The 20,887-nt window shown below is 36.7% G+C and carries 20 protein-coding genes; 15 read left to right on the forward strand and 5 right to left on the reverse strand.

The genetic code is table 11. From position 1 onward, the window contains the following. Positions 1–4: 4 nt before the first annotated feature. Positions 5–772 (forward strand): energy-coupling factor transporter transmembrane component T family protein, encoded by a 768-nt coding sequence (locus JG29_RS01160; RefSeq protein ID WP_045922135.1) that lies wholly within the window; start codon positions 5–7, stop codon positions 770–772. Between the two features lie 287 nt (positions 773–1,059). Here the strand turns inward: JG29_RS01160 and JG29_RS01165 are convergent, their stop codons facing one another. From JG29_RS01165 to JG29_RS01175, 3 genes are read right to left on the reverse strand one after another with little or no spacing between them, the layout of a single operon-like run. After that, on the reverse strand, positions 1,060–1,959 hold the full coding sequence (locus JG29_RS01165; RefSeq protein ID WP_045922136.1) for a glycine betaine ABC transporter substrate-binding protein: 900 nt from the start codon (positions 1,957–1,959) through the stop codon (positions 1,060–1,062). Positions 1,960–1,974: 15 nt separating this feature from the next. Then, positions 1,975–2,832 (reverse strand): ABC transporter permease, encoded by an 858-nt coding sequence (locus JG29_RS01170; RefSeq protein WP_174790735.1) that lies wholly within the window; start codon positions 2,830–2,832, stop codon positions 1,975–1,977. Continuing rightward, a complete protein-coding gene (locus tag JG29_RS01175) occupies positions 2,829–4,028 on the reverse strand; it encodes a quaternary amine ABC transporter ATP-binding protein (protein ID WP_194239458.1) in 1,200 nt (399 codons plus the stop codon). Before JG29_RS01175 ends, JG29_RS01170 begins: the two co-directional genes overlap by 4 nt. A gap of 219 nt (positions 4,029–4,247) precedes the next feature. Here JG29_RS01175 and JG29_RS01180 point away from each other — a divergent pair, with 219 nt between their 5' ends. The 4 genes from JG29_RS01180 (at position 4,248) to JG29_RS01195 (ending at position 9,317) form a co-directional block, all read left to right on the forward strand. Further along, positions 4,248–6,215 (forward strand): BspA family leucine-rich repeat surface protein, encoded by a 1,968-nt coding sequence (locus JG29_RS01180; protein ID WP_045922137.1) that lies wholly within the window; start codon positions 4,248–4,250, stop codon positions 6,213–6,215. Between the two features lie 211 nt (positions 6,216–6,426). After that, the gene (locus JG29_RS01185; RefSeq protein WP_045922138.1) at positions 6,427–7,275 is read left to right on the forward strand and encodes a DUF3737 family protein; all 849 of its coding nucleotides are present in this window, start codon (positions 6,427–6,429) and stop codon (positions 7,273–7,275) included. A 12-nt stretch (positions 7,276–7,287) separates the two neighbouring features. Next, positions 7,288–8,454 carry a MalY/PatB family protein gene (locus JG29_RS01190; protein WP_045922139.1) on the forward strand — a complete coding sequence of 389 codons (1,167 nt, stop codon included), beginning with the start codon at positions 7,288–7,290 and terminating at the stop codon, positions 8,452–8,454. 14 nt (positions 8,455–8,468) lie between these two features. Beyond that, positions 8,469–9,317 (forward strand): alpha/beta hydrolase, encoded by an 849-nt coding sequence (locus JG29_RS01195; RefSeq protein WP_045922140.1) that lies wholly within the window; start codon positions 8,469–8,471, stop codon positions 9,315–9,317. Positions 9,318–9,399: 82 nt separating this feature from the next. Here JG29_RS01195 and JG29_RS01200 read toward each other — a convergent pair whose 3' ends face one another. Further along, positions 9,400–10,251 (reverse strand): hypothetical protein, encoded by an 852-nt coding sequence (locus JG29_RS01200; RefSeq protein ID WP_045922141.1) that lies wholly within the window; start codon positions 10,249–10,251, stop codon positions 9,400–9,402. A 312-nt stretch (positions 10,252–10,563) separates the two neighbouring features. Here JG29_RS01200 and JG29_RS01205 point away from each other — a divergent pair, with 312 nt between their 5' ends. The 9 genes from JG29_RS01205 (at position 10,564) to JG29_RS01245 (ending at position 17,563) form a co-directional block, all read left to right on the forward strand. Further along, positions 10,564–11,322, forward strand: coding sequence for an SLAP domain-containing protein (locus JG29_RS01205; protein ID WP_045922142.1), 759 nt, complete (start codon positions 10,564–10,566; stop codon positions 11,320–11,322). Positions 11,323–11,562: 240 nt separating this feature from the next. Continuing rightward, entirely contained in the window at positions 11,563–11,781 is a 219-nt protein-coding gene (locus tag JG29_RS01210) for a DUF1659 domain-containing protein (protein ID WP_045922143.1), read from the forward strand. 22 nt (positions 11,782–11,803) lie between these two features. Then, the gene (locus JG29_RS01215) at positions 11,804–12,016 is read left to right on the forward strand and encodes a DUF2922 domain-containing protein (RefSeq protein WP_045922144.1); all 213 of its coding nucleotides are present in this window, start codon (positions 11,804–11,806) and stop codon (positions 12,014–12,016) included. 143 nt (positions 12,017–12,159) lie between these two features. Further along, the gene (locus JG29_RS01220) at positions 12,160–12,867 is read left to right on the forward strand and encodes an MgtC/SapB family protein (RefSeq protein WP_045922145.1); all 708 of its coding nucleotides are present in this window, start codon (positions 12,160–12,162) and stop codon (positions 12,865–12,867) included. A gap of 11 nt (positions 12,868–12,878) precedes the next feature. After that, positions 12,879–13,931 carry a M24 family metallopeptidase gene (locus JG29_RS01225; protein ID WP_045922146.1) on the forward strand — a complete coding sequence of 351 codons (1,053 nt, stop codon included), beginning with the start codon at positions 12,879–12,881 and terminating at the stop codon, positions 13,929–13,931. Positions 13,932–14,068: 137 nt separating this feature from the next. Further along, positions 14,069–14,272: a hypothetical protein gene (locus JG29_RS01230; RefSeq protein ID WP_045922147.1), complete on the forward strand. Its 204-nt coding sequence runs from the start codon at positions 14,069–14,071 to the stop codon at positions 14,270–14,272. A gap of 678 nt (positions 14,273–14,950) precedes the next feature. After that, entirely contained in the window at positions 14,951–15,664 is a 714-nt protein-coding gene (locus JG29_RS01235) for a LytR/AlgR family response regulator transcription factor (RefSeq protein ID WP_045922148.1), read from the forward strand. A 60-nt stretch (positions 15,665–15,724) separates the two neighbouring features. After that, positions 15,725–17,002 (forward strand): GHKL domain-containing protein, encoded by a 1,278-nt coding sequence (locus JG29_RS01240; RefSeq protein WP_045922149.1) that lies wholly within the window; start codon positions 15,725–15,727, stop codon positions 17,000–17,002. A 12-nt stretch (positions 17,003–17,014) separates the two neighbouring features. After that, positions 17,015–17,563, forward strand: a complete 549-nt coding sequence (locus tag JG29_RS01245) for an accessory gene regulator B family protein (RefSeq protein ID WP_045922150.1) — start codon at positions 17,015–17,017, stop codon at positions 17,561–17,563. A 439-nt stretch (positions 17,564–18,002) separates the two neighbouring features. On the opposite strand, the gene JG29_RS01250 is transcribed toward JG29_RS01245, so the two are convergent. Continuing rightward, complete coding sequence (locus JG29_RS01250) at positions 18,003–19,655, reverse strand: glycosyltransferase family protein (protein WP_045922151.1); 1,653 nt, start codon at positions 19,653–19,655, stop codon at positions 18,003–18,005. A gap of 124 nt (positions 19,656–19,779) precedes the next feature. Here JG29_RS01250 and JG29_RS01255 point away from each other — a divergent pair, with 124 nt between their 5' ends. Next, on the forward strand, positions 19,780–20,775 hold the full coding sequence (locus JG29_RS01255) for an acyltransferase family protein (protein ID WP_045922152.1): 996 nt from the start codon (positions 19,780–19,782) through the stop codon (positions 20,773–20,775). The last annotated feature ends 112 nt before the right edge of the window (positions 20,776–20,887 follow it).

The raw sequence follows: 20,887 nt of genomic DNA on the forward strand, positions 1-20,887 counted from the left end.
TATTATGAGTAGAACTTTCAAATTAGATGGACGAACGAAATTTTTAACAGGTATCTTTTTCACCTTATTTATGTTCAGTTTTCATTATTATTGGCAATATGGAGTTATTACTTTTTTCTTTGTCGGTTTACTGGCACTGGAATTCACCAAGGCGCAGCGGCAGCAGTTATTTCAGCATTGGAAATTAATTCTCTTTTTACCAAGTTTGAATTTGTTTGCTAATTTATTTTTTGTGAATGGACGAGTTTTATGGTCCTGGGGTTGGCTCACTTTAACAGAGCTGGATATCCAGATTTTTTTGAGAATTGTCCTGTTATTATTGTTTGCTTTAGCGTTGACTATTAAAACTACTCCGCAAGAATTAGCCCTTTCAGTGGGGAAAATTTGTCATTCTTTAACTTTCGGGCATTATCATGGATCCGGACTGCCTTTAGTCATTATCATTATGGCTACTTTTATTAATGAATTTCAGGAAACTTTTGTAACTGTCAAGCAGGCTTATAAATTAAGAGCCAGTAATCAGGCCGCTGCTCATTGGGGTAAACGTCTAACTGAAACTGCCCTGTTATTACAGCCTATTATTTTGATTTCTATGAAAAAAGCCGGTCAAGTGGCTGATGCTTTGATTGCTAAAGGCTATCATAATCAAGCCCATCTTTTTAATTATCAGGCCATTAAATATCATTGGCCCGACTGGCTAATTTACGGGGTGTTATTATTGCTGGTTGTGGGCAATTTGGCGATAGTTCATTCTGGCAGTGCTTTTGCTTGACTTGTAAAAAAGAGCGTGTATAATTACTACAATCGCTACCTTGAGACCATTCTAGAATCAAAAAGGATGGAGGAATTCAAGATGAAATATCAAGTACAACTAGACACACAAAAGCAATTATTTATTGTGATTAATCCGAAGAATAAACGTCAAGCTACAGGTGCTACTATTCAGCAGGCACTGGCAGCAATTAATAATTAATTCTCATGAACTCCAGTTTTAAAAACTGGAGTATTTTTATATTAATAAAGACTAAAAACCCCACTCACTTGTGATTGGGGTTTTTGTTATTTGTTTTTAAGATCTTCAATCTTATTAATATTGGTCATATATTTTGGTACGGCCAAACCGGTTTTAGCACCTGAAAGATTTGTCCGCACAATGTCAACCTTGTGTAAATACTTGTGAGCATATAATCCTTGAGTAACAGGCAATTCTGCTACTACAGTCGCGTCAGCAGAACCAGAAGCTAACGCACTCCACATTACACCGACATCTAATTGACGGATATCAACTTTATAGCCGTGATCAGTTAATACTTGTTTTACTAAATTAGTCGCGGAGACTTCATAGTCAAAGGGTGTATAAACTAAAGTAACTTTTTTACCTTGTCCTTGGGGAACATTTTTTAACCACTGTTTGACTTGTTGAGGGTGTTGACGAATGTAATCCTTAATGGCCTTGGAAGTTTTTTCACCCCGGTTAATTTTTAGCATTAACGGTGTAGCGTCCGCTAACTGCCAATGAAAATTCTGCAAAAATTGATAAATTTCCGGTTGATCTTTCTTCAAACCCAGACGGGCTACTGATTTCATATTTTCACCCTTGCCAAAAACATGCTGAGGATCTTTTAAAAACTTCAGATGATATTTTTCTACCATCCAGTGGGGCTGCCAAGCAGTGACAACGATAGGCTGATGATTTTTAGTAGCTTTATCCAAGGTACTAATCATTGCTGCCGTGGAGCTGGTCATTAATTGCCATTTCTTAGCTTTTAAATGATAGTCCGTTAAAGCCTGATCGGCTCGTCCCATAACTCCTGATCCTGCTTCAATACCCGTAATAGTATAATTAATCTGTGGGCCTAAAGCTTTATCGCTTTGGTATTGAGGCAATTGCGCCCCACTGCAACCCACTAATAGAAGAATTAATAAACTAGTCAAGCAATACAATAATTTTTTTTTCATTATTAAGAAAGCCTCCTAGCTGGAATGCTTATCTTGGGTCAAAGATTGAGTAATCCGATCCAAAATGATAGCTAGAATAACTACAGCCAAACCAGCCGCAAAGCCGGCACCGGCATCGTTACGACCTACCGCAAAGTATACTTGAGTTCCTAATCCCAACGCACCGATCATAGAAGCAATAACTACCATCGATAAGGCGAGCATTAAGCTTTGATTGATACCTGCCATAATAGTGGGGCGGGCTAAAGGTAATTCGACTTTAATTAATTTTTGCCAAGCATTAGTTCCATAAGCATCAGCGGCTTCTATTAGATCAGTTGGCACTTGACGAATTCCCAAATTAGTCATGCGGACTGTTGGCGGCGTAGCAAAAATTACTGATGATAGAACTCCTGGGACCATTCCAATACCAAAGAAAGCAACCGCCGGAATTAAATAAACAAAAGCAGGCATGGTCTGCATAAAATCTAAAATAGGATTAACAATCGCCTGCACGGTTGCTTTTTTTGCCATCCAAATTCCCAAGGGAACACCAATAATTAAAGCAATTAAAGTAGAAGTTAAAACTAGAGTTAAGGTTTCAGTCATATCATGCCAAAAGCCTAAATTCCAAATCAATAATAACCCAATTAATTCAAAGGATAATAAGCCCCATTTTTTGGTGTGGCGTTTTTCCCAATAAGTAATAGCTAAAATGATAATAATAAATAACCAGACCGGAAGTAGGTCAAACACCCACTGAAAAGCATTAATAATTGCTTGAAAAAAATTCGTAACACTATTAAAAAAGCCGCTAAATTGGGTCAGCCAATCAACTAAATCATTAATCCATTTTGCTAGTGGTAATTTGGGGATTTGTACTAGTAACATCATTTGTCAACCTCCTCGCCAGCAATAGCTGCTAAAACCGATCCCCGTAAAATAATTCCTAATAAATGATGCTGGTCATCTAAGACAGCATAGGGAATAGGAGTATGGGAGATTTTATCCATTAAATCACTAATTAAAACATCCGGACCTGTAGTAGGGACATCCGTTTTCATAATTGATTTAAGATCTTTACTACCCTTGCGGATTAAATTAGCCACGTCGTCAGAATCAAGAAAGCCGACAAAACGATGCTCATCATCCACAACATAAATAGACGAAATATCATTAGCCCGCATGCGCCGTAAAGCCACCCGCGGACCAGTTTTGTTAATGTTGATAGTATCGGCGGTTGTCATCACGCTCTTCACAGTGAGGGCCTTAGTACGATCCACATCTTCGATAAAACGCTTAACATAGTCGTTGGCCGGGTTAGTTAAAATAGTTTCCGGATCACCAATTTGATCAATCGTTCCATCGTGCATAATTAAAATATGATCACCAATGCGCAGAGCCTCATTTAAGTCATGGCTAATAAAAATAATCGTTTTGTGCATTTTTTCTTGAATATCCAATAATTGATCCTGCATATCTTTTCGATTTAGGGGATCAAGAGCTGAAAATGCCTCATCCATTAATAATATTTGGGCGTCATTGGCTAAAGCTCGTGCCAATCCTACACGCTGCTGCATACCACCGGATAACTGATTAGGATATTGGTCATCATATCCATGTAAGTGCACTAATTCCAAAGCTGCATGTGCTTTTTTATCGCGGGTTTGAGCGTCTAGGCCTTGAACTTCCAAACCGTAACCGGCATTTTCCAGAACAGTCATATTCGGAAACAGAGCGAAATTTTGAAAAACCATGCTGATTTTTTGTTGTCGTAATTGTCGTAATTGTTTTTTGTTAAGTCGCATAATATTTTCCCCGTCAATATAGACTTCGCCCCGGGTTGGGTTAATTAAACGGTTTAACATCCGTACTAAAGTTGACTTACCACTGCCTGATAAGCCCATGATTACAAAAATCTCACCTGCTTCTACTGAGAAATTGGCTCGATTAACGCCAACGGTCGCGCCAGTCTTTTCCAAAATATCGGCTTTAGACTGGCCTTGCTGCAACAATTTGATTGCTTCAGCTTGATGACTGCCGAAGATTTTAGTCAAATCGTGCACCTTGACCTTTATTTGTTTCTCCAAGAGAAAACCTCCTTCAGTAATTGGAGTAATGCCATTATCAGATGAATAAATTCGAACTAGGTAAAAATTGTCACAATGGCAAAAACTATAATATAAGTCTAACTCATTTCAAGTGTTAGTGCCAAAAATTACTTCGTTTTTCTTGGAGCGCGGTTTCTGTAAGAACTATTTCGGGTAATTAATTAATAAGAGCGAAAAACTTTTTAAGGAGTGTTGCCCATGCCGCGACGTTATTATAGCTTAATAATATTTTTGCTGTTAATAGGAATGTTTAGTTGCAGTTTGCAGATACAAGCAGCCAGTCTGCAATTCACTAATAAACCTTCTGTCTTAAGGCAACCGGGGCATCCAACAACTTTAGCAACTTGGGAGATTAATGAAGAACAGGTTTTAATAATTCATAGCGGACTTATTACTTTAGATTCTCAACAACATTGGCCTTGGTGGCAGTATCATAACCAAATCACAAAAATTGTGATAGAACCACAAGTTTATCCGCCAGCTTCGATGCACGAATTTTTCGCCTATTTGCCCCAACTGCAGGAAATTAGCGGCTTAGAAAATCTGGTAACGGATCAGGTGACAGATATGAGTAGTCTGTTTAGCGGTGATTTTAATTTGCGTCAGCTGGATGTCAGTCATTTAGTAACCAACCAAGTCCGTGATATGTCATATATGTTTGCTAATTGCCAAAACTTGACGCAATTGGATTTGAAAAATTTTGTCATGCAGCCGCAAACCGATACCTTATGGATGTTTTGGGGCATGAATAACTTATGGCAGTTAACCTTAGGTTCACAAGTCATTTTTACAGCGGATCCGCATTTACCACCCGCCCCGGGAGATGATCGTTTAATGCCACGTGGTTCTAATTATAATCATACCTGCCGCTGGCAAGAAGTAGGTAAGGGGCAAGCGGATAATCCTCAAGGGCCTTGGCGAACCGTAACTAATATTTATAGTGCTTATCGAGCAGCTGCTAAGCGCCGACAGTGTACCTTTGTCTGGGATCAGAATTGGTGGGCTTTTAATAATAAAACTAAAACTTTGACTCTGTATCAGCACGAAATTGACAGTCAGGCCCAGGATAATAGCTATTGGCCTTGGCAAGCTGATTACCATCGAAGTACTAAAATTGTGGAAATCAAACCGGGATTCAAAATCCGCGGCTCTTTTTGTGCTTTGTTTGCCGGCTTTGAAGCGGTGGAACACTATATCGGTTTAGAAAATTTAGATACTTCTCAAGCAACTGATTTGAGTTATATGTTCTATAACAATACCCAGTTACAACAATTAGATGTGACCCACTTTCAGACAGCGAAGGTACATAATTTTGCGAATATGTTTAATCGCGCTAGTGCGCTCAAACATTTAGATGTGAGTAATTTTGACACTAGTCAGGGAAAAGATTTTCATTTAATGTTTAATCATATGTCGGCGCTGCAAGATTTAGATCTTAGTTCTTGGGACTTGCGTCAGGCACAAAATACAGATGGCCTCTTAAAAAATAATTACCAGTTGTGGAAGTTAACTTTAGGTGCCGAAGTCCGCTTTCCCACTAATCCGGAAATTGCTCCAGCTCCGGCTAAAAAAACGCCGCTACCTGATAATGCCAACTTGATTAATACTGATCCACGCTGGCAAATTGTCGGCGCTGGCGATTTTGAACATCCGCAAGGTCCTAAATTAGCGGCCGAGCAAATTTGGTTGTCATATCAGGATGACTCCGCTTTGCACCAAAGTTATGTTTGGCCTACTCAAAAAGCGGGAGCCTTAATTTTAAAATCAGTACCAGAACAATTAGAATTTGGCACTCATGCACTCAGTTCACAAACGTGCATCTATTATACACAAAATCAGCAATCTTTTGCCGTGCAGGATACGCGTTTAGATCGTCAAGAGCAGCCGCCATGGCAATTGCTGGTTTCAGCTGGTCCATGGATACGAGTCAATCATCCACAACAGCAAATTATGGGCCAGACCTTTTATTATCAGGGACAGTACTTAGGAAATCAGCAACCAGTTATTTTATATCGGCAAAAAAGTCAAAAACTGCAGTCCAAATATCAGTGGACCTTCGAACCTGCGCAAGGAATTAAGTTGATTATTGCACCACGCTCGGTTCCCCAGCCGGGGCTTTATCACGCTACATTAACTTACGAATTACAAAATACTCCTAGTAATTAAGTATGCGTTATTTGCATAAGTGATAATTGGCGATAAGTATTAGACAATTGGCAAGGGGAGAATTACACTAAGTGATAGAGCCCGTTTTCAATAAGAAAAAGGATAGTAACTACTAAAGATTCTTAAATCAAGAAAAATATTTTCTTTATTGCTAATTTTGCAACCGTTCACAAAAATAATTAGCGATACTACTAAAAATAAAGGAGAACTTATGACAGAATATCAAGAAAAATTTTATACCGGGGAACGTTCGTTGTTTGCCAGCCAAGGAGCGACTATTAAAAATGTTACTTTTGGTGAAGGCGAATCGCCTTTAAAGGAAAGTCGGCATCTGCACATTTCAGATACTATTTTTCAATGGAAATATCCCTTATGGTACTGTGAGGATATTGAGATTAAAAATTCTATTTTAGAAACAATGGCTCGTTCTGGTATTTGGTATACCAAGAATCTACGTATGACTCATTGTACCTTGCAAGCGCCCAAATTATTTCGGCGCTGTCAGCAAGTGAGCCTTCAGCAGGTTTATTTTGCTGATGCAGCCGAAACGTTATGGACTTGTCAGCAGGTGCAGTTACAAGATGTCCAAGCGCATGGTGATTATTTTGGTATGAATAGTCAAGATGTACAAATGGATCATGTACAAATCGTTGGTAATTATGCTTTTGATGGCGGCCAAAACATTACCGCTCAGCATTGTACTTTTGTCTCTAAAGATGCTTTTTGGAACTGCCGAAATGTAACTTTAACAGATTGTACTTTGAACGGAGAATATTTAGGGTGGAATACAGAGAATCTCATTTTAATTAACTGTACTATCGAAAGTAATCAGGGATTGTGTTATATCAAACATTTGACTCTCAAAAATTGTCGCCTATTGCAAACAGATTTGGCCTTTGAATATTGTTCTGATATTCAAGCTGAGATTAATTCTGATATCATCAGTGTGAAAAATCCGATCAGTGGTGTCATTCAGGCGCACCATATTGGTGAAATTATTCAAGATGATCCGCAGTTAGATCCCCAGCAAACTAAAATAATCACAGAAGTGGAAAAATAGAGGCGAAAAATTATGTATGATTTTCAAACTGTCCTCCAGCGGCGGGGCTCGAATTCAGTAAAATGGGATGTTTCAGAGCAGGAACTGCCTTTAAATCTGGCGGATATGGATTTTACTACTGCTCCCGAGATCATTGCCGCCCTGCAACAAAAAGTGGCCAGCGGAGTTTTTGGTTATGAAGAAATTCCTCCAACCTATTATCAAGCAGTTGCTGATTGGTATGAACAAGAACATGGCTGTCGTCCAGACACCGACTGGCTGGTTTTTGCTACTGGGGTAGTGCCGGCGCTTTCTTCATTAGTGCGGCGTTTAAGCCATCCCGGAGATAATATTGTTGTGCAGCCGCCGGTTTATAATATTTTTTATCATTCCATTGAAAATAATGGCCGCCATACCTTGGCTAATAATTTAATCTATCAGACAGACCATTATGAGATTGATTTTCCTTTACTTAAGCAACAATTAGCGCAGCCTTTGACTACCTTGATGATCTTATGTAACCCTCAAAATCCCAGTGGTCAAATTTGGACCTATGAACAACTAAAGCAGATTGTTACTTTATGTCAGCAATTTCAGGTAACTTTAATTAGCGATGAAATCCATGGTGATCTTACTTTAAATTCCCAGCAGTATACGCCAATTTTTTCGTTACCGGATACTTTAATTCAATCAACAATTGCTTTAGTTTCACCTAGTAAAACTTTTAATTTGGCGGCTTTACATGCAGCTAGTGTCATTGTGCCGAATGCTGCTTTACGGCAACAAGTACTGCGGGCTTTGAATAATGATGAATTGGCAGAGCCGAATTTGACAGCCGTTCCTGGCACAATTGCTGCTTATACAAAGGGGCGGCCGTGGTTGAAGGCTTTAAAGCAGCAGTTGCAAGCCAATTATCAGTTAGTCGCTGATTATTTACAGCATAATTTGCCGGAAATTAAGCTTATTCATGGCGGAGCCAGTTATTTATTATGGTTGGATTGTTCCGCCTTTAAAATTCCGGCTGCTAAATTAGCTCAACAGTTACAAGAGAGTGTTGGGTTATTGCTCTCTGATGGCAGCCTTTATCGGGGTAATGGCGCTGACTTTTTACGTTTGAATATGGCTTGCCCACCAGCGATTTTAAAAGTGGCTTTACAACGTTTAGTCCAAGGACTGCTGCAAATTGTTAGTCAAAAATGAGATGAAAAACTATTATGACAAAAAAACGACTGAAAGTAATCAGTATAATCTTAATAATAGTAGCGTTCCTGCTGGTTTTTGCTGGCTATCGCCAGCAAACGGCGGCCTTGGTTCCGACACGTCTGCACTCAACGCCGACACTTTTTTTACATGGTTGGGGCAGCAGTATTAATGCCGAAAAACAGATGACCAGTGCGGCTCAACGTGCGGGGGTAACTAATAGTGTGACCCAGGCGCTGGTTGATCGGCAGGGTCGGGTTCATTTAAAGGGACATATTCCACCTCACGCCCGTAATCCTATTATTGAAGTGGGCTTTAAGGATAATCGCAATCCTAATTATCATCAAGATGGCCGTTGGTTGAAACAAGTTATTCTGAAACTGCAGCAACAATATCAGATTAAAAATATTAACTTGGTTGGTCATTCCATGGGGAATATGGCTATTTCCTACTATCTTTTAGATAATGCCGATAATCAACGCTTACCCAAATTGCGCAAACAAGTCGCGATTGCGGGCCATTTTGCTGGTATTATTGGGGCCGGTGATCGACCGCACCGCTTACATTTAGCAGCTACAGGTCGGCCTAATCACATGGATAATAATTACCGGACGCTAATGGGCTTGCGTCAGCGCTATCCTAATAAACAAGTAAAAGTACTTAATATTTTTGGTGATAAAAATGATGGTACTAATTCTGATGGTGATGTGACTAATGCTTCGGCGCAATCTCTGCGTTATTTGGTGCAAGCACGAGCCTTAAGCTATCAAGAACGAAAAATCGTGGGTTCTGATGGGCAGCATAGTCGTTTACATGAAAGCCGCCGGGTAGATCGAATATTGATTAATTTTTTATGGAAATAAAAATAAAGTATTAAAAAAGCCGTACTCCAAGGTACGGTTTTTTTATTATTAATAGTTAATAGACTGGTCTTTTGAGACGAGTTTAAAAACCGGCATCAGCAGGAGTAATTGTCGAGCGGCCTGATGTTGCAGCCTTTTGAATGGCACGAATGATATCACTATCACTAGCGGCTGCATCTTGAGTGCCTTGATCACGAAGCTGCTTTCGTGCCTTTTGGATATCAGCTGCGGTAATTTTCTTGCCATTAGCTGTGGGATTTTTAATGGCGTCAGATTCTCCGACTGCCTGATGGGAGTCATTGGCTTGGCCATTATTAGCAGTATCAGTGTCAGCTTTTGATTCTGCAGAATTAGCAGTAGTTGTCTGCAGATTTTTGGAACTGGTCAGCAGGATCTCATTAGCTTGCTTGAAGAGATCTCCATAATATTTTTTATGAAATTCAGTGATTTCCATTAAGGCAATGGCTTGTTTTTGTGCCTGCGCATAATTATGATCATCATTAGCAGTAGCAGCCGTTTCTATCCGATGGCGATATTGGGTACGATTTTTTTGAACAGTTTTGATTGTTTGCAGCATTTTAGTGGCTGTGTTTTTCATCGATGCCGAGCCTTTACTATTATCTTGCACATCGGCTAAATTGTTCTGTGCTTGGGCAAATGAATAATTTTTAACAGCCTTTTGTGCACTAGTCAGGTTTTGTGCTTGCTGCGCGTAAGTTTGCGCTTTAGAATCATCTGGACGGGCCTTGAGAGCAGCTTGATAGTAGGCTTGAGCTTGGGCATAATCATGTTTCTTTACAGCGTGGTCTCCCTGAGCCATAATTTTGGTATAAATCTGCTGACTATGATTAGTATTGGATTGAGAATTATTGCAGCCGCTAAGAAGAAACAAGCTGGCTGCTAAAGCAAATAAGGTGGTAAATTGCTTTTTCATTAGTAAAACCTCCTGGTATATTTTGCCATTGCTATTATAGCATGTTCTTTTCTGAGTACCAGAAACTGCAATACAATTGTAATCTAGTTGTTAAATGCAAAAAAACTCTCCTAACTGAAGGAGAGCCTCTTTGGTTGGTATTACTAAATTATGAGTCTTTCTAGATTATATAACAATTTAAGAAAAACCGTCTAATAATTAATAAAATTATTAGATTAAGGATTCAATGTGTCCGAATCCTTAAAATCTATTATAATAGATTTTAGAAAAGGCATCTAATTATCTGCTAATTATATCTTATGGAGGAGAAGTATGGTACAAGCGCAAGCCACTATATGTTATATTAATATGCAATTAGAACAACTGCGACCTGATATTACCATGACAGGTGAAGTAGGCAGTCCGGTTGACTATAAAATACCGGATATTGAAGGCTACAGTTTTTCTACAGAAATGGTTGTGGGTCTAGATGATGATGAAGTGCCTACTTTTGTCAAAAAATACAGTCGTGTTCTTTATCAGGCTAACCGCGCTGTCAGAATAGAATTACGCTACCAGAAATTAGCTGCTCCTCAACCTAAGCGGGCTGATGCAAAACAATGGGTAGCCCAATCTGATCATAAATTTTTAGTGAAATCACAACAAGAAACAGTGCCCGTTTTTGATGATGAACAACAACTAATCGAAAATAATGTTCTCCAGCCTAATACCTTTGGCACTTACACCCAACAAAAAGAAGTTTCCGGAAAAACCTATTATCAAATTGCCCCGCATCAATGGGTTCAAGCTGATGATGTAGTTCTGGTAGAAGATAATCCTAAAACCAAGCAGCCGGAATTATGGCAAATGACGCCGGTAGATTTTGCGGCAGTTGTCAAAATTCCTGCTAATATGCAGGTAGTCTTATGGCAGATTAATCCGCAGACTTTAGCCCAAAACAAATTGACAGCGCATTTATTAGATAATGGAACCGAGTTAAAAATTGATGGTAAGATTCTCATTGCTGGAGAACTCTTCTATCATATTGCTAATGACAATTGGATCAAAGCCAAGTATGTCAGCCGCCGCTAAAATAACAAAAAGTCCATTGCGAAAAGCAATGGACTTTTTATTATATCTACTTCATCTTTACGTTAATAAATTATGAGCAGGTAAAACCGAATACCAACTTCTATTATAAACTGTTTATGAAAAAATGAAACCTAATTGCACCGATTAAGTTCCGTTTTTTATTTTTTAAACGTTATTAAGGGTGTAGGAGATAATTGCTGGCCAGCATTTCTACCTACTAAAATTAGGAGGTAAGAACACATGCAAACAAAGCAGAATTGGCTTAGTACCGCGATTAATTATCATTTTACACAAACAGGTATGAACACTTTAATTCAGCAGCATTTTGCTAATGTCATTGCTGCTCCAAGTGACGAACAAATTTTAGCAGTTGGAAATGCCTTAGCAAATCTCAGTGATCATTTACATTTAGAGAGTGCAGAAATAACTACTCGTTCCACAATCTTGACTAATAACTAACTAACTCAGGGGAGGAAAAAATATGCGGGTTTTACAATTAGGATTTAAAACACAATCAGGTAAAAAGCGTTCTTTATCATTAAAATATATCGATCAAAACCTTGATGCAGCAACGGTTCTTCAGCAAATGCAAGCTATTGCAGCGGCGAAATTGTTTGTCAAAAACAATGAAGAGATTTATTTTGAACCAGTTTCAGCCAAATATGTTGAAACTAAAGAAGTACCGCTGTTTTAAAGAGATGATTAATAGAAAAAGGTGCCGTGGATAGCGGCACCTTTTTTGCTAGGAATAATTACAGTAACTGACAACGTTTACCTTTTGCGCAGACCCGTGTATAATAGAACGATTATAAGCAAGGTTTTAAAGGGGGATTGGAAGTGAGTTTTCATTTATCAATTTGGGAAATTATTTTGCGATTGATTTTGTCGGTTTTTTGTGCTGGCTTAATTGGTTATAATCGGCAACAAAAAAATCATTCCGCGGGAGTGCGGACGCACATTCTGGTTTGTGTCGGCTCTTGTATTATTGCTTTAATTCAAAAGGAAATCGGTTTTAATGCACTCTACATCGCCAGTCGTTATCCTCATTATGCCGGAATTTTGCGGGCTGATGATGCCCGTTTAATTGCTCAGGTCGTCAGTGGTGTCGGCTTCTTAGGTGCCGGAACAATTTTAGTAAATCATCAAGTCGTTCGGGGATTAACCACAGCTGCCAGTTTATGGGCCGTAGCCGGCTTAGGTATAGCTGTCGGGATGGGCAATTATGATATTGCCATCGCCGGAACGATTGTGATCTTCTTAGTTTTAGGAGCATTAAAAAAAATTCTGCATATTACTCCCGCTAAAAAAATTATGATTCGTTATCGCCATAAGCAGGAGACGAAAGTTTTTATTCAAGATTATTTTGATGATCACGGCATTACTGTGCGTGATGTGAACTTTAACGCTGATTTATCTGATGCAGATAATTATATCTATACGAATGTTTACGATATTGAGATTCCCAATAAAATGAATTATGCTGATATTATTGAAGATCTTTCGATGAATAAAAATGTGATGGCCATTAAAATGGTTAGTGTATAGAGGAGTTACCAATGGATAAATTAGAACATATTCGCCAAGAAATTTCCGCCCGTCAAGCGGATGCAATCTTAATCAGTCGCCCGGCTAATCTGAGTTACTTACTGGATTTTCCTGATTATGAAGGTTTATTGCTGTTAGATCAGCATGAACAGTATCTTTATACTGACGGCCGGTTTTTTACACAATTAAAGTCCGTAGCACCAGAATTTAAAATTATTGATCGAGCCCAGACTACTTTAAAACAGCTGGTCAGACAAACGGGAATTAAAACTTTAATTATTGAACCCGATTATTTGAACGTCAGTACCTTTCGGGAGTTGGAGCAGCCTGATTGGCATATTATAGATTCCAGTAATTTAGTTGAAAAAATTCGGATGATTAAAACACCGACAGAAATTGCTAAAGTGCAACAAGCCGCTCGGATTGCCGATCAGGTCTTCACGGAAATCTTAAATTACATTAAACCCGGAGTTAGTGAATTGGCTATTGCTAATGAAATGGAGTATTTAGGTAAGAAATTGGGTGCAAGTGCGACTTCTTTTCCGACAATTGTGGCTTCAGGAGTGCGTTCGGCTATGCCGCATGGCAGTGCTACCAACAAACTGATTGCTGCTCATGAATTAGTGGTTTTAGATTTTGGTTTTGTTTATCAAGGATATGATTCTGATATAACGCGGACCATTGCTGTCGGTAATGTGGAGCCGGAACTGCAAAAGATCTATCAGATAGTGTTGCAGGCCCAACAAGCGACAATTAACCAGATTCAATTGCAGCAGCCTTTAGCAGCTATTGATGCTTTTGCCCATGATTATATTGCCCAGGCAGGTTATGGCCCCGAATATATGCACGGCACCGGTCATAGTGTGGGGCGCGAATGTCATGAATATCCTACTTTAAATGCTGCCAGTGTGGAGAAAATGCCGGCTAATATGACTTTTACGATTGAACCGGGGATTTACTTGCCTAATCAAGGCGGTGTTCGTCTAGAGGATGATTTATATTTAGATGAACAGGGCCAAGTCCAGATGCTAACACAAAGTTCAAAAGAATGGTTGGAAATTTAAAAATAATTCAAGCCTGCTAGTACTAAGCTAGCGGGCTTTTTCTTTTTCAGAGCAGAATTGTGGAGTCATTTGGACTTGCAATAGCGAACAAATGTTCGTATAATGTTTATAGTAGTAAAATTAAAAGGAGGTAGCTGATGGCTTTGCAAACAAAAAACGTCTCTCTTGCCGGCACAAGACAGACGTCAGTAACAAAACTAGCGCGATTAACAGACTTGATCAATTTAAAGTTCATGGGTGACACTCCCATTACTTCGAAACAATTACTTGGCATTTTGTTAGCAGCTCCGGTAATCTTTTTGGCAGGTTTGTTAGCAACCGCAACTATTTTATTATTGTAATAATAGCATAAGTGAAACAGTACTGGTAATGAATTGGCTTTCATGATAAATTTCAATATTAATTTTATGTTTTTGACTTGTGCAATTTATGTTCTAAAGAGTATAATAAATGTCGTGAACCAAACTGATCTATTTATATAATAATTGGATCATTGTGATTTGTTTTAGAGATGATTGCTGGATAACATTGTTGATATTGTAATGTTAGAGTGGTTAGCTGTTAGGCTTACCGAAATCAGGAATATTCATACTGGCTGAAAATATTCTTGGTGGATTCTTCCCTAATTATTATTTTGGAGCTATCTCTTCAAAGAACCCCCCATAGCGTCATCTCTATGACACCTCTCCCCCAATAAGTTAATGGTTTACGATAAGAAGGCATTTGGCAATAATATTGTCAGTGCCTTTTTGTTTTGCTTTTATATTAGTAATAGCGCGATAAACTTATGTATTATCTGAAAAAACCTCAAGTTTTTAATGAATAATAAGCTAGTTTTCCCCCATTTTTTCAAAAATAAAAATAGCTATTTCACGAAAATGTAAGCGCATGAAAAAACATTCACAACTGAAACAACCAGCACAATAGTTGACTATATCACTATCCGCATGATAAAAGTATGAGATATAATATTTATGCAAGGGGTAGGTTAAACTAAATAATAATTGGGGGAGAAAACAATGTTATCAGCGTGGATAATTGAGAATGATAAAAAAGATTATCAAAATTTAAAGCAAAATCTGTTGCAATACGCCTTTTTACGCAATTTAGACATAAAAACCAAATGGATTAAAGACCCTACTCAATTATTAACTATCTCAAAGAGTCAGTCAACCCAAATTTATTTTATTGATATCCAATTAGACCATGCTAATGGGATTGAAATCGCTAAATCATTGCGATCCAGTCAAGCTAATGCCCGGATTATTTTTGTGTCGGCATTTCCTGATTATGTATTTGAGACTTTTGTTGTGCATCCGGAATATTTTTTAAGAAAGCCGATTGCTTATAAAGAGTTACAAATGGTCTTGGATCGGCTGCTGAATGATTCCAAAAATCGGAATACCAAAGAGATCATTATTCGCTCTATCGATGATGGCAGCAGAATACTGTTAAAGATTAGTAATATTAAAGCGATTATGCTGGTTAATTCGGATAAACGTCTGCTCAAGTTCATTACTACAGATGGGGAGTACTATGCCCATGGCCGTCTGGAAAAGTACGATTTCTTATTAGATAATAAATCATTTTATCAATCTTATCGTAATACAATTGTTAACTTAAACTATGTGAAAAAAATCTTTGAAACTTCTTTGTTGCTGGATAATCAGCAAGAATTACCACTGGCCAAAGCACGCCGAAAGGAAATGCTCCGAGAATTTATTTTGAGATAAATAATAAGTTTTTGCAATGAGCTGTTGGAGGTAACTACTTAGTTTTGGGAGAGTTAATTATTGAAATGGGGAAATTGGGATGCTATTTTTTTGGCGTTTTTGGCGGCCATATTACAAACTACAGTAATCTATAATTATTTGACTTTATTTTTTAAAAGGAAATCTTATATTAGTAGCAGTATTATTTTAATTACCGTATTTATTATCAATATCATTTGTTCTTTTATTACTACAATTTTTTCTTTACCACCTATTGTGAATGTTATTTTATCTGCTGTATGTTTTTCCTTTTTTTTAATGATCTTTAAAGGCCATTTATCTAGTAAAGTGGTATTTATTGCCCTGATTTTAAGTATTATTTCTGCATTGGAGCTAGTTAGTAGAGTGCTTTTAAGTTATAAAGCAAAGTTATATAATTCACAAATTTTTGATATTTATACTGAAGTTATCGCAATCATCATCTTGGCTACTTTTTTTTATGTTTTACGATCAACTATAAAACGAAGAGTAGGTAGTAAGCAGAACAATAAGATTCATAGTCTTATTTTATTTCCTATTTCGAATATTATTATTATGTTTATTTTGTTTTATAATAACTATTTAGAAAATAAAACAACTACTTTTTCTATTGTTATTGTACTTATACTAAATACTTTAATAAGTTATATTGTCATGAATGAAATTGATAAAGCTATTATTCAAAGTAGAAAGAATGAATTGATTTCGCAGCAACTGGTGAATATTCAAATGCAAAATATTCATTTATCTGGCCAGTATAAACTGTTATTTAATTTGATTCATTCGGAAAATAGATTTTTTCTGGATTTATACCAGAAACACCTCTCGTCTGAAGAATTATATCAGCTTTTAGATAAACGGCTAGAGCATGTTAATAAGGTTTTGATAAAATTACAGGATCCGAAAAAGGTCAATAGTATTCAAATGGTTCTTGACTATTTTGTTAAACAAGCTCAAGCTAATGGTTTAAAGGTAGTAATTGAGGGCCAAGATAATGAAAATATCACACAACCAGATTATTTACTTAATGTTATGAATATTTTGACGATTATTTTGTCCAACGCGCTGGAACATGCTAAGGAAGTAAAACAAGGCGAGATTATTATTAATTACTTTGGTGATCAGCGCGGCGCTATTTATACGGTAGTTAATAATTTTAAAAAAAATCCTAAGATTCATGACTATCGGATAGAGTTGTTAGAGCAACGCGGACTGGATTTGCAACAAGCGCATCAAATTGTTGACGAAATGGCTGGAGAGATTACTACTAGTATCCATGATAACTATTTCAAAGTCGAAGTTATTCTGCCTAATAACTAGAAGGGAGCTCTTATGTTAGAAAAATTAGCCGCTAGAATTGCTGATTATTTAACTACTGATGATGATAGTGAATGGGAATTAGTTCAATATTCGGCTTCGATGTTAATTAGTCGCTGGACGATTGATCTTATTATTTTAATCGTCGCCATCTTTACCCATATGTGGTTAGAAGCCTTAATTATTTTAATTGGAATGAATTTATTTCGTAAACAGTATTCGGGCTGGCATGCGCAGCATTTTTGGGTGTGTTTTCTCGTTTCGGTAGGTATTTTTATTGTAATTATAGCTTTAGGGCGAACACTAATGGCACAAAGTGGATTAGTAGCTCAGATTTTTTATGGGGGTTGTCTACTGCTCATGCTGCTGTCGTATAAGCTAATTACGAGAAAAGAATGGCTCAAAACGTTGGTGATTTTTGCGGTCATGGGAGTAATGTGTTTATGGCCAGCTAATTTCCTTTTAAAAAATATCGTTATTTATATGGGCTTAACTTTTATCTCAACACTTTTGCTATTTATTTTCCGAATATTTAATGACAAAAGAAATTCTGAAAATAAATAAAATTTTTTGGTTTAATTATCGCTTTTTGGAGTATAATATTCCTAGAACCAATATTATATATTTTAGAGGAGGAATTACAATGAAAAAATTAATCAGAAAATCAATGATGTACATGACGGCTAATACTTACTGCGTATGTTTTTCCTATGCACCTAAGAAACCAGCAGGGTTAGACAAGTACAAAATTCGTCATAACTAGTAATTAACTCAAGCCATCTTTGTTAATCAAAGATGGCTTTTTTGTATGCATTAAAAAACAGCCAGAGTATTTGGTTCTGGCTGTTGGAATTACTTATTTTGCTTACGTTTTAGACCTGTTGCCAATAATGAAGATGCAACATGTCATGAGCTCAAACGATGGGTTATAGCTGTCGCAATTACTTGCTACCATTTGTGATAATTTATCACAGAGAATTATGAATAATAGTTATATCAAAGCTTAAGTATGGCCTACCTTTTTAATAAAAATACTAAACATAGATATAAGAGTTATTATAAAAATAATCCAGCCGAGTTTTGCCAGGTTAGTTAAACGATAAGTAATATTGACTGTTTCTGATTTAGAAATATGCCTTATTCTAAGAGTAACTAAACCATTTTTAGAAGTAATAGGAATTCTTTTATGATTTTGAAAAGCTTGATAACCAAGATAATAGGTCCGAGGACACATAATTAAAGCAGAATTGACATCTTTATTAAATTGGATCTGTAATTTTTGATGGTTATTAATTAAGATATGATAATGACCCTTACGAGCTATAGAATTAGGAACAACGTGAAAATTATGTTTTGCAATATAATTATATAAGGCTTGCGGTTCGTATTCACCACGACTAATACTATAAGTAAAATAATTAGGAGCACTGACTCTCCGCGGAGCCATAGTTTGCTTATTTTGGCGTAGCGGAATCATAATAGTGATTATACTAATAAATGCCAAAAACAGTATTAAAATCGGTGCTTTTTTTATTGACAGAGTTGAGATAAAATCAGCACAAAACTTCGCAATGACTAAAACTGTTAGTGGTAAAATAGCAACATTTAATCTATTGATAATTTGTAAAAAAACTATTGGAGGGAATAATTTAACCAGAATTCTCAGTGCAAGGGGAGAAATTATAAAGAGACCGAGAATGAAAATAAGAGAATAAGCCTGTTTTAAATTATGATTAAAATTTTTTTGCTGCTGGTATTGATAAATATTCCATATTATTGATAATAAGAAAAGTGCGAAAATGAATCCGCCGTTCAGATTAATTACTCTACTGGGACTAAAGAAAGGATTTGAATTTGCAATATCAGCAATCACTAAATAAGTGTTTTCTCCGGGATTTTTGGAGGTGTCCAAATATGTTTGGGCAAAATATTGCTCTACAAATGGTAAAATAAAAACCATTGCTAGTCCCAGAAATAAAGCTGCACTTTTACAAAAGCTCAAAAATAAGCCGCGTTGACGCCAAAGTTGCGAAAGATTAAGGACTATGAGAATGAGAGCCGTTGCTGCTAAGATAAAAAAAGACAAAATATGAGTTACTAATAAAAGAGCGAAGCTGACAGCTAATAGTGGCCAATAGTGGTGGTGGCCCTGAATCATCTCCAATAAACCTAAAAAAATCCAGGGAGTAATAGCAAACGCCAGCAATTCACCGGCGGCACCTCTAAAATAAATAGTACCAATGTAATAATATGAGCTTAAATAAAGTGGTGCGGCTACAATCGTTGCCCAGTCTTTCTTGAATAATGTGTGAACTAGGCAGTCGATAGCCACAATAGCCGCTAAGACACAACCTAAAATAAAAAGTAGGTAACAATGATAACTGCTGATCCCCAGAATATTCAGAAGGGCAAAGGGGTATAAGCAAAAGTTGCCATAGAAAAAGCCTAGGCCATAGCCAAAGTGATTTAAATATTCAAAGCCAATCGGATTCGGAAAATGTCCATGACTAAGATTGGTGGCCAGAGTATGTATTCTATCTATGTGAAACACCGGATCATATCCACCTTGTACACCCCAAGTAAAGAGGGAATAAGTAATAATAATAAAAATACATAGATTGCTTATTATTAAATAATATCGATGTTTTTTACTCATAGTATTGTCCTTATTTATAACTACTCGTGTTGATTTTTACTTGTTTGCAGTGAGTAGTGTCTCTAAAATTATATTTAGCAGCCAGAAAAAATAAAAACAATTGAATAATTAGGGTGCAAAGTTTATGAATAAAACAAATATTGATAGTTTAGATCTTATGAAAATTATGGCTTCATTTTTAGTAGTTGGAATTCACAGTGAACTGTTTCTTACTTTAGATAGTAAATTTCATCTACAACTGTTAATGCTGATAGCCAGATTGGCAGTTCCCTTGTTTTTTATCTCATCCAGCTTTTTTTTAGCACGCCATCTATATTTACATAAAGATAGCGATTTTGCAATATTCAATTATGTTAAAAGAATTCTGCAATTATACTTATTTTGGCTAGTTGGTTATGGATATTTTATTATTAAGGCTACCCTGGATAGTATAAAAATGAATGGCTGGTTATTACAAAATTTGGTAAAAGGAATATTATGTTTTTTTCTTTCCGGACCGAGGACAATGTTGCTGGGCTGGTACTTGAATGCCTCATTATTTGGAGCAGTATTTGTTTATTATTGGTTTCGAAAAAAGAAGTTCTTGGGAATTGTGCTTGCTTCATTAATGTTTATTTTGATAGTAATTTTTAGTGCTTATGTTCCTTTACGATCCTTTTTTCAGATTCAAACGTCCTTTTTTGTGGGTCCTTTATATTTTTATGTCGGCGAACTATTGTTTTGGCTGTATCGTCACAATTTCCATCCCAAGTTAACGTTATTGGTGCCGGTAGTTTTTATCATCGGTTTAATAGCATATTATGAAATTACAGTTGTCAATGCTTTAAAAGCAAATAGTGATCAACTATTTAGTTATCCTATCTTGGCTGGGATTTTGTTTATATTATTTTTGAATATAAGAATAAACCTGCCCCATGCGCGCTGGCTTCGTAATTTAGCTACGTATATGTATCTTAGTCATTATCTCTTAATGAAAATATTTTATAACTTTTTATATTTTCAAATTCATGATGTGATTACACGTTATTTGGTTATTATTTTTTTAGTTATTCTTAGTTACTTGCTCATCCTCTGGTTACAGAGATATCGTTGGACACACATACTGATCAAGGCCTACTAATCTTGGAAAAGTAGTTATTTATTCCATTCTAAATTGTAAAGATTATATAAAGTTCGCTATTAAGAAACCTTGAAGTAAAAATTTAAGAATGCTAATTTTCAAATGACCGTTT

This window comes from Bombilactobacillus mellis (genome assembly GCF_000967245.1).
Classification (GTDB): domain Bacteria; phylum Bacillota; class Bacilli; order Lactobacillales; family Lactobacillaceae; genus Bombilactobacillus; species Bombilactobacillus mellis.